At 56.2% G+C, this 15,936-nt stretch carries 10 protein-coding genes; all 10 read left to right on the top strand.

All coding sequences use genetic code 11. The annotated features are described in order from the left end of the window. Window positions 1-77 precede the first annotated feature (77 nt). The 10 genes from lgt to recD all read left to right on the top strand — a co-directional run bounded on the left by lgt (window position 78) and on the right by recD (window position 15,932). A complete protein-coding gene (gene lgt / locus J5067_RS10115; protein WP_264644345.1) occupies window positions 78-935 on the top strand; it encodes a prolipoprotein diacylglyceryl transferase in 858 nt (285 codons plus the stop codon). Window positions 936-1,024: 89 nt separating this feature from the next. After that, the gene (gene thyA, locus J5067_RS10110; protein ID WP_264651034.1) at window positions 1,025-1,819 is read left to right on the top strand and encodes a thymidylate synthase; all 795 of its coding nucleotides are present in this window, start codon (window positions 1,025-1,027) and stop codon (window positions 1,817-1,819) included. A gap of 240 nt (window positions 1,820-2,059) precedes the next feature. Further along, on the top strand, window positions 2,060-2,554 hold the full coding sequence (locus tag J5067_RS10105) for a prepilin peptidase-dependent protein (RefSeq protein ID WP_264644347.1): 495 nt from the start codon (window positions 2,060-2,062) through the stop codon (window positions 2,552-2,554). Further along, complete coding sequence (locus tag J5067_RS10100; RefSeq protein ID WP_264644348.1) at window positions 2,512-3,117, top strand: prepilin peptidase-dependent protein; 606 nt, start codon at window positions 2,512-2,514, stop codon at window positions 3,115-3,117. Before J5067_RS10105 ends, J5067_RS10100 begins: the two co-directional genes overlap by 43 nt. Next, window positions 3,114-3,566, top strand: coding sequence for a YgdB family protein (locus tag J5067_RS10095; RefSeq protein ID WP_264644349.1), 453 nt, complete (start codon window positions 3,114-3,116; stop codon window positions 3,564-3,566). Before J5067_RS10100 ends, J5067_RS10095 begins: the two co-directional genes overlap by 4 nt. After that, complete coding sequence (locus tag J5067_RS10090) at window positions 3,559-3,975, top strand: prepilin-type N-terminal cleavage/methylation domain-containing protein (protein ID WP_264651033.1); 417 nt, start codon at window positions 3,559-3,561, stop codon at window positions 3,973-3,975. The genes J5067_RS10095 and J5067_RS10090 overlap by 8 nt, the downstream gene beginning before the upstream one ends. Before the next feature lie 44 nt (window positions 3,976-4,019). Then, a complete protein-coding gene (recC, locus tag J5067_RS10085; RefSeq protein WP_264651032.1) occupies window positions 4,020-7,412 on the top strand; it encodes an exodeoxyribonuclease V subunit gamma in 3,393 nt (1,130 codons plus the stop codon). A 62-nt stretch (window positions 7,413-7,474) separates the two neighbouring features. After that, the gene (ptrA, locus tag J5067_RS10080; RefSeq protein ID WP_264651031.1) at window positions 7,475-10,474 is read left to right on the top strand and encodes a pitrilysin; all 3,000 of its coding nucleotides are present in this window, start codon (window positions 7,475-7,477) and stop codon (window positions 10,472-10,474) included. Then, on the top strand, window positions 10,471-14,082 hold the full coding sequence (recB, locus tag J5067_RS10075; RefSeq protein ID WP_264651030.1) for an exodeoxyribonuclease V subunit beta: 3,612 nt from the start codon (window positions 10,471-10,473) through the stop codon (window positions 14,080-14,082). The genes ptrA and recB overlap by 4 nt, the downstream gene beginning before the upstream one ends. Further along, window positions 14,079-15,932, top strand: a complete 1,854-nt coding sequence (recD, locus tag J5067_RS10070; RefSeq protein WP_264651029.1) for an exodeoxyribonuclease V subunit alpha — start codon at window positions 14,079-14,081, stop codon at window positions 15,930-15,932. The genes recB and recD overlap by 4 nt, the downstream gene beginning before the upstream one ends. The last annotated feature ends 4 nt before the right edge of the window (window positions 15,933-15,936 follow it).

Genomic DNA, 15,936 nt, shown 5'->3' with positions numbered 1-15,936 from the left:
GGTTTCCCCTTTCCCGACTTCCCACACCGTGGGATAAACAACGTCGTGAGATAAAACAAACAAGCATGTGGTGATCGATGACAACGAGTTACTTGGCGTTTCCTCAATTTGATCCGGTGATTTTCTCCCTTGGACCCGTTTCACTCCATTGGTATGGACTGATGTACCTGGTGGGCTTTGTGTTCGCCATGTGGCTGGCTGTGCGTCGGGCGAACAAACCGGGCAGCGGCTGGACCAAAGAAGAAGTGGAAAACCTGCTCTACCTCGGGTTCCTCGGGGTGTTCGTGGGCGGCCGTCTGGGGTATGTCCTGTTCTATGCGTTCCCCTCGTTCATCAGTAACCCGCTTTACCTGTTCAAAGTATGGGATGGCGGCATGTCGTTCCACGGCGGTTTGGTTGGGGTGATTTGCGTCATGCTGTGGTTTGCCCGTCGCACCAAACGCCACTTCTTTCAGGTTGCCGATTTTATCGCACCGCTGATCCCTTTTGGGCTGGGCGCGGGGCGCTTGGGGAACTTTATCAACGGGGAGCTGTGGGGCCGCGTCACTACCGATACGCCATGGGCGATGCTGTTTCCCGGTGCGCGTAGCGAAGATTTGATGCTGGCGGTAACCAACCCGCAATGGCAGGCGATCTTCAATCAGTACGGCATGTTGCCGCGCCATCCGTCGCAGCTTTATCAGATGGCGCTGGAAGGCATTGCGCTGTTTATTCTGCTAAATCTGTTTATTCGTAAACCGCGCCCGATGGGTAGCGTTTCCGGCCTGTTCTTGATTGGCTACGGCATGTTCCGCATTATCACCGAATTTTTCCGCCAGCCGGATGCTCAGCTTGGCCTGTTCGGTAATTTCATCAGCATGGGGCAGATTCTGTCGCTGCCGATGGTGTTTGCCGGTATCCTGATGATGGTCTGGGCCTATCGCCGTAAGGCGTAAAAACAGCAACTGCTTGCCGTGAGCGGCGTCCTTGCTGACATCAGCGGGACGCTGTACGGTAAATTTTTTAATCGTGTAGTGAGGGTGAAATGAAACAGTATCTGGAATTGATGCAGAAAGTGCTTGATGAGGGAACGCCGAAGGAAGACAGAACCGGCACCGGAACCTTATCGATTTTCGGCCACCAGATGCGTTTCAATTTGCAACAAGGCTTTCCGCTGGTGACCACCAAGCGCTGCCATCTGCGCTCAATCATTCACGAGTTGCTGTGGTTCCTCAACGGTGACACTAACGTTGGCTATCTGCACGACAATAAAGTCAGCATTTGGGATGAATGGGCCGATGAAAACGGCGATCTCGGGCCGGTATACGGTAAACAGTGGCGCGCCTGGGGCGCGGCAGATGGTCGTCAGATTGACCAACTGCAAACCGTGCTGCAACAGTTAAAGCAGGACCCGAATTCACGCCGTATCATTGTTTCTGCGTGGAACGTGGGTGAGTTGGATCGCATGGCGCTGGCACCGTGCCACGCGTTTTTCCAATTCTACGTGGCGGATGGCAAGCTCTCCTGCCAGCTTTACCAACGCTCGTGTGATGTGTTCCTGGGGCTGCCGTTCAACATTGCCAGTTATGCACTGCTGGTACATATGATGGCGCAGCAGTGCGATCTTGACGTCGGCGACTTTGTCTGGACCGGTGGTGACACTCACCTTTACAACAACCATATGGAGCAGACGCACCTGCAACTGAGCCGCGAGCCAAAAGCGTTGCCGAAATTAATTATTAAACGCCGTCCTGCCTCGCTGTTTGACTATCAGTTCGACGATTTCGAAATAGAAGGTTACGACCCGCACCCCGCCATCAAGGCTCCGGTGGCGATTTAATCAGCGATTCTGCACTTTTTCTATCAAGGCTGCTTTGGCAGCCTTTTTTACACACTGTTTTCACACCAATCCTTTCTCAACCCGCATTTCTTTAATCCGCATTTCTTCAACCTGCATTTCTTCAACCTGCATTGTATCTGCGTTGTAATGCCGCGCTATCGGGCCCGTTTTGTTGCGAGCAGACAGGCATTCCCGTTTTTTTTTGCCAGGGCACTGCCCGATTCTGGCTACACTGCCGTCATGGATAAAAGCACCTTTGTTGATGCGGGTTTTAGCCTGCCGGAATTGCTGATTGCACTGACGCTCATCGCGTTGTTATCCGCAGGAGGAATACAGGGCTGGACCGCCCATCAACAGGCTGTGCGCCTCGAGCAGCAAACGCAGTTGGTGATGCTGTTTCTGCAACGTGTGCAGGCTAATGCCTACTGGTATAACGATACGCGCTCGGTGAGTGTCATTCAGGCCGGTGAGGCGTGGTGTTTGCGCGAAGGGACAGGGACATCGTTGAGCTGCCATGAGGGCTCTGGCGGGCGTCTATTGCCCTCTGCGCCCGATGTGCGCATTGCCGCAATGGCGCGCCCGACGGTCACCTTTTATGGGCTGCGCAATACCGCACAGGCAGGGCATCTGGTGTTAGAGAATGGTGCCGGTCGCCTGCGTATCGTGATATCGATCTGGGGGAGGATTCGGTTATGCAGCGATACGCAGCCAGTCTTGGGCATTCCACGTTGTTAGGCCGGAGAATCGGTGGGTTTAGCCTGCTGGAGGTGCTGCTGGCAATGCTGATTGGCAGTGTGATGGTTATCGTCTCCATGCAGATTTACCCTACGCTGCGCAGGCATAGCCAGAATACGCTACGCCACTTCTGGCTGGAGCAGCGTATCCATCAGGCACTGTTTGCGCTGGAAAAAGATCTGCGCCGCGCGGGGTTTTGCACCAGTCGCTGTCACGATAATGTCGTAACCTTAGGGCAATTTCCCGGTGAAGCGGCGAACAGTTGCGCCATCGTCACCTATGATTTTAATCGACGTGGCGGTGCCCCGCAGAGCCGGGAAACGTTTGGATATCGGTTGCGTGCGGGAGCATGGGAAACGCAAGTCAGCATTAACGATTGTGGCGGCGGCGGATGGGAGCGGCGGCTTGATCCGCAGGAAGTGACGGTAACGCGTTTCGAGGTGATCGCATGGCGTAATGTGGCCGGACTGACGCTTTATGAAGTGCATCTGGCGGGGCACTGGTTTCGTCGTCCTGAGATCGCGCGCCATACGGTACGCTGGATTGCAGGGCATAACGCATGAAACGCTGGAGCCAGCAGGGCAACGGTGCGCTCTTGATGGTGATGTTGCTGGCAGCCGCGGGGTTGTTGTTAATGACGGGGATGCAACGGCAGTTGGACAGCGCACTGTCTCTTACCCATGATGAGCGCCGCTATTGGCAAACGCTGGTGTTGGCCGAATCGTCGCTACAATGGGGCATTGGGCAGATGTGGTTTATGGGCAACCGTTCCGACGAACAATGCTTCGCCTATGCAACTGAAGGGTTGCGAGTCTGTTTGCGGCAAGTGCCCGGTGAGCACTATATGTTGCTGCGCGGTGAGGGGCATCTTCCCGCTTCCTCATCGGTGATGGTGCTCTATCAGCGCGTGGTGCCCATCGAGCCTGAAGGTGAGACGAGCCTGCTGAAGCCCATCGCCGGGGGCTGGCTGGATTTTTGCCCCGAAAGGCAGGAGGCGATTTGTGGTGGCTAGCCTGCGAAGGCCTTGTGGGTGGTGTCGCCTAAGACAACGTCAACAAGGGTTTGGGTTGGTGGAAACCGCCATCGCCGCGCTGTTTTTTGCCGTATCGGTGTTAGGATTACTGCAATATCATCAGCGCTTGCAGCAGGCCTTTGTACATCAATGGCAGCAACGGCAGGCATGGCATCTGGCATATCAGCAGCTTGCCATTTATGCTGCCGGTCGGGGAGGGGAGTCATCGGCGTTGCTTGAACGCGATCTTCCTCCGGGATGGCAGTTGCATTTGACGGAGCAGTTCCAGTCGGCAGCGTGTCTGCGCGTCTCCTCAACGGTGACAACGCCGCAGCACTATCAGGCACGCTTGTACCGTTGGTTTTGTTTTACTGAGACGACTCAGCGAACCGTGCCAGAAGGCAATTGAATTGACGGTGAGCAGGGTTTGCGGGCACCGAAACGGGAATCATCATGTTCAGGGTTTATCACTCAAACCAGTTAGATATTTTGAAAACGCTGATGGTGACGCTGATAGCGCGCCAACCGTTGCAGGATCCATTTCAGCCTGAAACGATCCTGGTTCAAAGCCCTGGTATGGCGCAATGGTTACAGATCGAACTCGCGACTCACTTTGGGATTGCTGCCAATCTGCATTTTCCTTTGCCCGGGGTTTTCTTGTGGGACATGTGTCGGCGCGTGTTGCCGGATATTCCGGCGGAAAACACCTTCAGCAAGGAAGCGATGGCCTGGAAGTTGATGCATATTCTGCCTCAGCAGCAAGATAACCCGTCATTCTTGCCGTTGAGTCACTATTTGCAAGATGACGCGGATAAACGCAAACGGCATCAACTGGCACAGCGGGTTGCGGATCTGTTCGATCAATATCTGATTTATCGACCTGAGTGGATCAAACAGTGGCAAGCCGGTGCGCTGGTGGACGGGTTGGGTGATGCGCAGGTGTGGCAAGCCGAACTGTGGCGTGCGCTTTTGCAATACAGTGCGCAACTGGAACAGAAAGAGTGGCACCACGCTCGCCTCTATCAACGCTTTATCGAGACGCTGGAGCAGACCAATACCTGCCCGCAAGGGCTACCGCCGCGCGTGTTTATCTGCGGCATTTCAGCGTTACCGCCAGTTTACTTGCATGCGTTGCGTGCATTGGCGAAACATATTGATGTGCATCTGCTGTTTACTAACCCATGTCGGGATTACTGGAGTGATATTCAGGATCGCCATTTTTTGGCGAAGCTGAAAAGTCGTCAGCGTCGTTTGCACAGTCATAGCCACGGCGCGGAAGATCAATACCGTCCGCTGTTTCGCGATCCCGCCAATGTCGATGCGTTATTTAACGATCAGGGCGAACAGCGCATTGTGAATCCGCTGCTGGCAAGCTGGGGAAAACTGGGGCGAGATCATCTCTATCAGTTGGCGCAGATTGACGAAGTAGATGATATCGAAGCCTTTGTCGAGCTTGATGGCACAACGCTATTGCAGCAAATGCAGCGCGATATTCTGGAGCTTGACGACGGCAGCGTTATTGCCGATAGCGCACAGGCGCAGGCCAGCAGTGAGCGCAAGCGCCTGCTTACGCCGCAGGATGCTTCGCTCACCTTTCACGCCTGTCATAGCCCGCAGCGTGAGGTCGAAGTATTGCACGACCAACTGTTGGCGATGATGGCGGAGGATGAAACACTCACGCCGCGTGATGTTATCGTTATGATGGCGGACATTGATAGCTATACGCCTTTCATTCAAGCGGTGTTTGGCAATGCGCCGACAGCGCGCTATTTGCCTTTTGCCATTTCCGACCAGCGAGCACGCCACGCTCATCCGGTTCTGCCTGCGTTTCTCAGCCTGCTGGAGTTGCCACACAGCCGTTTTACCGCCGAGCAGGTGTTGTCGCTGCTTGAAGTCCCGGCGCTTTCTGCCCGTTTTGGTATCGATGAAGAAGGACTGCGCCGTTTGCGGCTGTGGGTGATGGAATCTGGCGTGCGCTGGGGACTTGATGACGACAACGTGCGCGATCTTGATTTGCCGGTTACCGGCCAGCACACCTGGCGTTTTGGCCTGACACGCATGCTGCTGGGCTATGCGATGAACAGCAGCGCCGGGGCCTGGCAGGGCGTGTTGCCCTACGATGAATCGAGCGGCTTGATTGCCCAACTGGTAGGGCAGTTGGCGGAATTATTGGCGCAGCTCAGTCAATGGCGTCAGCGTCTGCGGGTAGCGCGCACACCAGCACAATGGTTGCCGATGTGTCGGCAACTGTTGGACGATCTCTTCATTGCGGATAGCGACAGCGATGCGGCGCTCTCTCTGATTGAGCAGCAGTGGCAGGCGATGCTGGGGGCGGCAGTCGCCAATGCGTTTGATGAAGCGATCCAGGTGGCGTTGCTGCGTGACGACTTGGCCCAACGCTTGGATCGGGAAAAACTGAGTCAGCGCTTTCTCGCCGGTGCCATTAACTTCTGCACACTGATGCCTATGCGCTCGATTCCCTTCAAAGTGGTCTGCCTGCTGGGGATGAACGACGGTGTTTATCCGCGAACGTTGCCTCGGCTGGGGTTTGACCTGATGGCGCAGAAGGGGCAGCGTGGTGACCGCAGCCGTCGTGATGATGACCGCTATTTGTTTCTGGAAGCGCTCATCTCGGCGCAACAGCGGCTTTATATCAGTTACATCGGTCGCGCCATTCAGGATAATAAGAAGCGTTATCCCTCCGTGTTGGTAAGCGAACTGATGGAGTATTTGGCGCAAAGCTATCATTTGCCAGGGGATGAAGCGCAGGATCTGGACACCAGCGCTGCACGCGTTTGTGCCCATCTGTGCCGCGAACATACGCGTATGCCGTTTGACAAGGATAACTTCCTTGAGCACGCTCAGCCATGCAGCTTCGCCAGCGAATGGCTGGCCGCTGCCGGGCGCACCGGGCTGCCACAGCCGTTGTTTGATACGCCACTGGCGTCGGTCACTTATCCCGATATTACGTTGGATGCGTTGAAACGTTTTTATCGTCACCCTGTCAAAACCTTTTTCCAGGCGCGTCTGGGCGTGAACTTTGTGGTGCAGAACGACGAACTGCTCGATGAAGAACCGTTCGCGCTGGATAACCTCAGCCGCTATCAGTTGAATGCACAACTGCTCAATACCCTGATTGCGCAAGAGGATGCCGATGAACTGTTACACCGCGCGCGCGCGGCGGGCGAACTTCCTTATGGTGCTTTTGGTGAGTTGTATTGGCAAAAGCAGCGTCAGGAGATGCAGGCGCTGGCTGATAGCGTCAGCGCGGAGCGTGATGCGGTGGGAATGACCAGCCTGGAACTGGACGTGACGCTAGACGGTGTACGCCTGAGTGGCTGGGTGATGCAGGTACAGCGTGATGGGTTGTTGCGCTGGCGACCGGCGCGATTAGGCATGAAAGATGGCGTGGCCCTGTGGTTGGATCATCTGGCGTACTGTCTGGCGGGAGGCTTGGGAGAGAGCCGCATGTATGGCCGTGAAGAGACGGTCTGGCGCTTTGCTGCGGTTTCTGTGGAGGAAGCACAACGCCAGATGGCGCATATGATTAAAGGATATCAACAAGGCATGAATGCCCCACTATTATTACTGCATCAGAGCGGCGGGGCTTGGCTGCAAGCATGTTACGATGCATCAAGCGGCACGCTGAACGATGCACCCGATGTGGTGCATAACGCATTGAATAAGCTGCAACAAAGCTGGGCTGGCAACGTGATGGTGCCCGGTGAAGGCGAGGATTTCTATTTGCAGCGTATCGTGCCGGAACTGGATGAAGCCCGCATTGAGGCGATTGTTACAGCGGCAAAAACCTGGCTGTTGCCGATCCTGCGCGCCAATCAGGCATAAGCGAACGGATGTGATGGCAGTGAATCAAGAACGACGAGATTGACGTGAGAGAAAGGACGGTAATGAAGAGAGAATGGCGTAAACAGTTTGCCTGTTGTATCGGCATGATGATGTTGCTGCTGAGCGGTGTGTCCTCAGCGTGGGCGCAAACCGCAGGGTGGCGTCCTTTGGAGCAGGTTATTCGCAAGGGAGAAAACGATCCGCGTAATTATCAGGCGATCACGTTAGATAACGGCATGACGGTATTGTTGGTGTCCGATCCTCAGGCGACCCGTTCGTTGGCATCGCTGGCGCTGCCTATCGGTTCACTCGACGATCCCAACAGCCAGTTGGGGCTGGCCCACTATCTGGAACACATGGTACTGATGGGTTCCAAACGCTATCCGCAGGCGGATGCGTTGGCCGAATTCCTGAAAAAACACGGTGGTAGCCACAATGCGAGTACTGCACCGTACCGTACTGCCTATTATCTGGAAGTCGAAAATGCGGCATTACAGCCTGCGCTCGATCGTCTGGCGGATGCCATTGCCGAGCCGCTGCTCGATCCGGTTAATGCGGATCGCGAACGCAATGCAGTCAATGCTGAACTGACCATGGCGCGCTCGCGCGACGGACACCGCATGGTACAGGTGGGCGCGGAAACGCTAAATCCGGCGCACCCGGCATCACGTTTTTCCGGCGGGAACCTGGAAACCCTTAAGGACAAGCCCGGCAGCAAGCTGCATGATGAACTGCTGGCGTTCTATCAGCGTTACTACTCGGCTAACCTGATGAAAGGGGTGATCTACAGCAACCAACCCTTGCCGGAATTGGCGAAAATGGCGGTAGAGACTTTCGGGCGCATCGCCAACCGTCAGGCCAAGGTGCCTGCCATCACAGCACCGTCAGTGACGGACGATCAGCGCGGTATCATGATTCATTACGTGCCAGCGCAGCCGCGCAAGCAACTGCGTATTGAATTTCGCGGCGATGTCATGGAACAGACCGACCCTACCAGTCAGGCATTCCGCAGCCAAACCAACACCTATATCAGCTATTTGATTGGCAATCGCAGCCAAAATACCTTGTCGGACTGGCTGCAAAAGCAAGGATTGATCGAGTCTTTGGGCGCAGGCGCTGACCCCATTGTTGATCGTAACGGTGGCCTGTTTAACATCTCTGTTACCCTGACCGATAAAGGGCTTGAGCAGTATGACGTGGTAGTGGCTGCCATTTTCCATTATCTGCAATTGTTGCAGCAGGAAGGGATCCAGCAGCGTTATTTTGATGAAATCTCCCGCGTGATGGCGCTCGATTTCCGCTATCAGTCTGTTAAGCGTGACATGGGCTATATCGAATGGCTGGTGGATACCATGATGCGCGTGCCGGTGGAACATACGCTGGATGCCGCCTATCTGGCCGATCGCTTTGATCCTGATGCGATTAAGCAACGTTTGGCCAGCATGACACCGGAACGTGCGCGTATCTGGCTGATAAGCCCCGATGCGCCGCACAACAAAGAGGCGTATTTTGTCAATGCGCCGTATCAGGTGGACAAAATAGCCCCGGCGCAGTTTACCCGCTGGCAAACGCTGGGTGAGAAAATGGCGCTCACGCTGCCGACGCCAAACCCGTATATCCCGACTGATTTTTCGCTGATCAAGCGCGGTGAAGTGCAGAACTACCCCAAAATGGTGCTACAGCAACCGGGGTTGCGTGTGCTTTACATGCCGAGCCGCTATTTTGCCGATGAACCGAAAGCTAACGTCACGGTGTTGCTGCGTAACCCGATGGCGCAGGATACGGCACGCCATCAGGTGATGTTTCAGCTTAATGACTATCTGGCAGGTTTGGCGCTGGATGAGTTGAGCTATCAAGCCTCGGTGGGAGGCATCAGCTTCTCTACCCGTGGGAACGATGGGCTCACCATCAACGCCAATGGCTACACGCAACATTTGCCCAAGTTGATGCTGGCGCTGGTCGAAGGGTATGCAAGCTATACGGCGACCCCTGCACAGTTGGAACAGGCGAAATCCTGGTATATTCAGCAGTTGGACGCCGCTGAAAATGCCAAAGCGTATGAGCAGGCACTGGAGCCTGTCCAGGCGATCTCTTCCTTACCTTACACCGAGCGAGAAGAGCGGCGTGCTCTGCTTAAGGATATTTCGCTGGACGATGTCATGGCCTTCCGTGACGCGTTGCTGCGTGATGCCGCACCGGAAATGCTGGCCGTCGGTAACCTCACCGAAGGCCAGATAACCAAACTGGCGCAGGATATCAAAGCGCGTCTGGCCTGTTCAGGGCAAATCTGGTGGCGTTCCCCGAATGTGGAAGTCGCGCGTACTCAGCTTGCCAACCTGCAACGTACGGGGAGCAGCACTGATTCTGCATTGGCTGCGGTGTATATTCCCACCGGTTACGGTGAAGTGCAGGGCATGGCGTACAGTTCGCTACTCAATCAGATCATTCAGCCGTGGTTCTATAACCAACTGAGAACGGAAGAGCAGCTCGGTTATGCGGTGTTCTCCTTCCCGACCATTGTTGGCCGCCAGTTCGGTATCGGGTTCTTGCTGCAAAGTAACAGCCAACAGCCTGCTTACCTGTATCAGCGTTATCTGGATTTCTTCCAGAAGGCCAAGCCGCGCCTGCGTGCCATCAAAGCCGATGAGTTTGAACAGTACAAACAGGCGTTGATTACCGAACTGAGCCAGCGTCCACAAACGATGAACGAAGAGGTTGGCCGGTTGCGTAACGATCTCGATCGCGAAAACTTTGCCTTCAACACCCGTGAAAAACTGATTGAGGCGCTTAAACCGCTGACGGTAGAGCAACTTGCTCGTTTCTTCGAACAAGCTCTGGCACCACAGGGGCTGGCGGTGTTGTCGCAAATTTCGGGCAGCCACCACGATAAGGCTGACTACGCTGCGCCGAAAGGCTGGACGCTTTACCCCAATGCCTCAACGCTGCAACAGACGCTGCCGGTGAAACAGCGCGTGATTGAAAAACCGCGTAGCGGCGTGTTGTCTGCCGAAAAAGTCTCGGCGGTTGAGAAAAAAAATGTAGTTGAGAAGGTCGCTCCATGAGTGAGGATACGCCGCGTACGCTTGATGTGCTTACGCTCCCCCTGTTTGGTGAGCGGTTGATAGAAGCCTCCGCCGGTACGGGTAAAACCTATACGCTGGCGGGGCTCTATCTACGCCTGTTATTAGGGCTGGGCGGCGAGGCGGCGTATCCTAAACCCCTGTTGGTGGAAGAGATCCTGGTGGTGACCTTTACCGAGGCGGCCACTGAGGAACTGCGCGATCGTATTCGCGCTAACATCCATGCGTTGCGTCTGGCTTGCCTGTCTGGTGACAGTAAAGATGCGCTTTTTTCGGCGCTGCTGGCGCAACTGCCGGATAAACAACTGGCTGCTGAGTGGTTGCTCAATGCCGAGCGGCAAATGGATGAAGCTGCCATCTACACTATCCACGGCTTTTGTCAGCGCATGCTCGGGAGCCATGCCTTCGAGTCCGGGTCGCTCTTCGATCAGGAATTGATCGAAGATGAACAGCTTCTTACCCGGCAGGCCTGCGCCGATTTCTGGCGGCGTTATTGTTATCCCTTGCCGTTTGATGTGGTTAGCGTTATTGGTCAACTCTGGAGTGGGCCGGATGCGTTACAGCGCGAGCTTGCCCCCTATTTACAGGGCGAAGCGCCACAACTGCATAATCCTCCCGCACCGGATGAGACGCTGTTACAACGTCATCAGCAGATTCTGGCGCGCATTGATGACATCAAGCAGCAGTGGCGACAGGTGGCAGCGCAGGTGGAGACGTGCATTCTTGAATCGGATGTGGACAAGCGCAGCTACAGTAACCGTTATCTACCGGGCTGGGTAGAAAACGTTAGCTTTTGGGCCGACGCGCAAACCACCGACTATGCGTTGCCAAAAGCGCTGGAACGGTTCGCTCAATCCACGTTGAACGAGAAAACCAAGAAGGGCGCGCCACCCGTGCTTCCGGTGTTTTCGGCTATCGAAACGCTGCTTACCACACCGCTGTCACTGCGCGATATTGTTATCGATCGGGCGTTGCATGATATTCGCGCGACGGTACGCCGCGAGAAATTGCGCCGCGCTGCCTTGGGATTTGACGACCTGCTGAGCCGTCTGGATGAGGCGCTGTGCCAGCCGCTGGGTGAGCAACTGGCGGCCGCGATACGTCAGCGCCATCCGGTGGCAATGATCGATGAGTTTCAGGATACCGATCCGCAGCAGTATCGTATTTTCCGCGCCATCTACGGTGAACAACCCGACAGCGGCATGCTGTTGATCGGTGACCCGAAACAAGCTATCTATGCCTTCCGTGGCGCGGATATTTTCACTTACATGCGGGCGCGTGCCGATGTTAAGGCGCACTACACGCTGGAAACCAACTGGCGCTCTTCCCATGAGATGGTCAGCGGTGTCAATCGCCTGTTTCAATGCGTCGACAATCCGTTTATTTTTTCGGCGATCCCTTTTTTGCCGGTTAAGCCTGCTCCGGGTAAACAGGGGCTGCGTTTCGAGATGGACGGCGTGTCGCAGCCCGCACTGCAATTTTGTCTGTCGGGTTCGACGGCGTTGGGCACCGGCGAGTATCAGCAACTGATGGCGCAGCAGTGTGCCATGCAAATTCGCGATTGGCTGCAAGCGGGTCAACGCCATACCGCCTGGCTGGATAATGGCCGCGTGCGCTCTCCGGTGCAGGCATCGGATATTTGTGTCCTGGTGCGTAGCCGCCATGAAGCAGCGTTGGTGCGCGATGCGTTGCGCCGTCTTGCCATTCCCTCCGTCTATCTCTCCAACCGAGACAGCGTTTTCACCACACCGGAAGCGCGTGAGGTGCTGTGGCTGTTGCAGGCCGTGCTGGCGCCCGAACAGGAACGCACGTTGCGCAGCGCGCTGGCGACCTCCTTACTGGGATTCAGCGCGCAGCAGATTGATGCGCTAAACCAGAGCGAGGCGGATTGGGATGCGCAGGTCGATACCTTTGCCGCGTTTCGCGATCTTTGGCAGCGGCGTGGCGTGCTCCCAATGCTGCGCTCACTGATGTCGCATTACCGTTTGGCGGAAAATCTACTGGCTAGCCGTGAAGGTGAACGTCGGTTAACCGATTTCTTGCATCTGGGCGAACTGCTGCAACACGCTGGAGCCACGCTGGAAAGCGAGCATGCGTTGGTGCGCTGGCTGGCGCAGCAGATTTTGCAGCCCAATCCGCAGGCCGAAAACCAGCAATTGCGTTTAGAGAGCGATCGCCATCTGGTGCAAATTGTCACCATCCATAAATCCAAAGGACTGGAATATCCGCTGGTCTGGCTACCGTTTATTTGTCACTTTCGTCCTCAGTCTGATGGTATCTACCATGACAGGCGCACCTTTCAAGCGTTGCTCGACGTCAATAAGGGGGAAGAAAGCCAGCAGTTGGCTGAGGAAGAGCGGCTGGCGGAAGATTTACGGCTGCTGTACGTGGCGCTGACGCGCTCGATTTATCACTGTAGCGTGGGGGTGGCACCGCTACAGCGCACCCGGCGCAAAAGTGAAACGACAGACATGCACCTCAATGCGCTCGGCTATTTGCTGCAACGCGGCAAGGAGGCAGATGCGGATACCCTGGTCGCGGCACTGCATACGCTGGCAGGGGCGGGTGATGGCGTTGCGGTAAACGCCGTACGCGAATGGGATGGCATTCCCTGGCAAGACACTGCGGACACGCCAGCAGTGCTGCGCGCCAGTGAGTGTGAGCGCCTGCTTACCAATAACTGGCGAGTGACCAGCTATTCGGGTTTACAACAGCATGGCTCGCAACAACATCCTCTACAACTGGGTGCGGCAATGGCACAAGAGCTGTTTCCCCGCCTGGACGTTGATGCCGCGTTGGACCCGCGCAACCTTGCACCCGAAGAGAGTGAGCAAGCGCTCACCCCGCACAGCTTCCCCAAAGGCGCGGGGCCGGGAACCTTTTTGCATAGTCTGTTTGAAACCTTGGATTTTAGCCAACCCGTCAGCGTTGACTGGCTGGAAGCGCAGTTGATAGCACATGGCATGGCAAGCGGGTGGGCACCCACCTTGCAGGTGTGGTTTTCGGCCTTGCTGCATGCGCCGCTCAATGCGGATATGCCCGCCTCGGATGCCCCGTTGACGTTGGCAAGCGTGCCCGCGCAGCAACGTATCGCCGAGCTGGCTTTTTATCTGCCGATAGATGCTCCGCTACAGGCAACCGCGCTGGACGCTCTGGTGAAACGCTACGATCCGCTGTCAGCACAGTGCCCACCGCTCTCCTTTCAGCAGGTGCAGGGAATGCTGAAAGGCTTTATCGATCTGGTGTTTTGCTGGCAGGGCCGTTACTACCTGCTGGATTATAAGTCCAACTGGCTGGGAGAAAACGCCAGTGCCTACACGCAGTCTGCCATGCAAGCAGCAATGATGGCGCACCGTTATGATTTGCAGTACCAACTGTACACGCTGGCTCTGCATCGCTATTTGCGCCATCGGGTGCCGGATTATGACTACGACCGCCACATCGGTGGCGCGATCTACCTGTTTTTGCGCGGTGTCGACCCGGTACTTCCCACGAATGGTATTTTCACCCAGCGCCTGCCGCGAGAATTTGTCGAACACCTCGACAGCTTGTTCAGCGGTGAAGTGGCTCTGTCAGGAGAACGCCAATGATGGACTTGCTGGCGACGGCTATGGAACGCCAACTGCTGCGCCCTCTGGATGTACAGTTTGCGCGGATGCTGACCGATGGGCAGCCTGCGCCGGTGCAACTGGCGGCGGCGTTAGTGAGCGCAGCGGCGGGTGCGGGCAACGTCTGTTTGCCTTTGGCGGAATTGCACCCTGAAACCCTGTTTGATGGACGCGATCCTGCACTGGCGCGTGCGCTGTGGGAGCTCGCTGGGCTGCCGGATAGTAAGGCGTGGCAGCAAATCCTGCTGGCTTCGCCCGCCGTGAGCGATGGACATGAGACAACGCCGCTGGTGTTGCAACACCAACGGCTTTATCTGCAACGCAATTGGCTGAGTGAAGTGCAGGTGGCGGCCTTTTTTACCGAGAGCCATGTTGTTGATATTCAACCTGATCCCCTTGCCGTGCGTCGTGTGTTAGACCGCTTGTTTTCGCCGCTTGACGCCGAGGTGGATTGGCAAAAAGTGGCTGCTGCCGTAGCGCTTACGCGTCGGGTATCGGTGATTTCCGGCGGGCCGGGCACGGGAAAAACCACGACGGTAGCTAAACTGCTGGCCGCCATGCTGTTGCTGCATCAAGGGGATAAGCCGTTACGCATTCAACTGGCGGCCCCGACAGGAAAAGCGGCGGCGCGTTTGACGGAGTCATTGCGCAGTGCGTTAAGCAAACTGCTGCTGGAGGAGGCACAGCAGCGTCATTTGCCGCGGGAAGCGACCACGCTGCACCGCCTGTTAGGGGCGGTACCTGACAGTCAACGCTTGCGTTATCACCAGGGCAATCCGCTCCATTTGGATGTGCTGGTGGTGGATGAAGCCTCGATGGTGGATCTGCCGATGATGGCAAACCTGGTATTGGCACTGCCTGCGACAGCGCAGGTGATTTTCCTGGGCGATCGCGATCAGTTGGCCTCCGTTGAAGCCGGGGCGGTACTGGGCGATATCTGCCGTTTTGCCGCGCGGGGCTATAGTACTCAACGCGTTGAGGAACTCGAACAACTGACGGGCTACCGGCTGGTGGCGTCATCCGACGTGAGCCCTGCGGTGGCAGACAGTTTGTGCCTGCTGCAAAAGAGTTACCGGTTCGATCAGCACTCCGGCATTGGCATCGTGGCGCGAGCGGTAAACGCTGGCGATGAACGTCAGGTCCGGCTGGTGTTGCAGGATGAACGTGACGATTTACACTGCCTGCCGCTGGAGCAGGAAGCGGATTACCAGCAGATGTTGGCGCAGTGTGTGGCGGGGTATCGTGACTATTTGCAGGCGGTTGCGCAGGGGCAGGAGGCCGCACCGGTGCTGGCTGCATTTAACCGTTTTCGCTTATTGTGCGCGCTGCGTGATGGGCCGTTTGGCGTCGCCGGATTAAACGTGCGTATTGAGCAGGCGCTGCAACAGGCTGGGCTGATTCATCGCGGCCGTAATCCGGCGAATCCCTGGTATTCCGGGCGTCCGGTCATGATTGCACGTAACGATGCGCTGCTTGGCGTGTTTAACGGCGATATCGGGATTGCCATGCCGAATGAGGCAGGGGAGTTGCGCGTTTATTTCCAACTGCCGGATGGTCAGATGAAGCCGGTCAGCCCGAGTCGCTTGCCGCCGCATGAAACCGCTTACGCCATGACCGTGCACAAATCTCAAGGATCGGAGTTCGATCATACCGCACTGGTGTTGCCGAACGGCTTTTTGCCGGTGTTGACGCGCGAGTTGGTATACACCGCGGTTACTCGTGCGCGCACGCAATTGTCGCTCTACGCGGAGATAAACATCTTGTGTCGCGCGGTGAGAACACCAACGCGTCGCTTTAGCGGGCTGGAAACACGTATCCTTTCCGGTACCTGAAACG

The organism is Candidatus Symbiopectobacterium sp. NZEC151 (assembly GCF_025962655.1).
Lineage (GTDB): Bacteria > Pseudomonadota > Gammaproteobacteria > Enterobacterales > Enterobacteriaceae > Symbiopectobacterium.
The sequence above is the reverse complement of the archived record's forward strand: the minus strand, read 5'-3'. Positions and strand labels throughout refer to the sequence as shown.

Bases quoted from the DNA above. Each gene is read 5' to 3' on its own strand.
- recB (WP_264651030.1), top strand. From the start codon at position 10,471: ATGAGTGAGGATACGCCGCGTACGCTTGATGTGCTTACGCTCCCCCTG.
- recD (WP_264651029.1), top strand. From the start codon at position 14,079: ATGATGGACTTGCTGGCGACGGCTATGGAACGCCAACTGCTGCGCCCT.
- recC (WP_264651032.1), top strand. From the start codon at position 4,020: ATGTTCAGGGTTTATCACTCAAACCAGTTAGATATTTTGAAAACGCTG.
- J5067_RS10100 (WP_264644348.1), top strand. From the start codon at position 2,512: ATGCAGCGATACGCAGCCAGTCTTGGGCATTCCACGTTGTTAGGCCGG.
- lgt (WP_264644345.1), top strand. From the start codon at position 78: ATGACAACGAGTTACTTGGCGTTTCCTCAATTTGATCCGGTGATTTTC.
- J5067_RS10095 (WP_264644349.1), top strand. From the start codon at position 3,114: ATGAAACGCTGGAGCCAGCAGGGCAACGGTGCGCTCTTGATGGTGATG.
- ptrA (WP_264651031.1), top strand. From the start codon at position 7,475: ATGAAGAGAGAATGGCGTAAACAGTTTGCCTGTTGTATCGGCATGATG.
- J5067_RS10105 (WP_264644347.1), top strand. From the start codon at position 2,060: ATGGATAAAAGCACCTTTGTTGATGCGGGTTTTAGCCTGCCGGAATTG.
- thyA (WP_264651034.1), top strand. From the start codon at position 1,025: ATGAAACAGTATCTGGAATTGATGCAGAAAGTGCTTGATGAGGGAACG.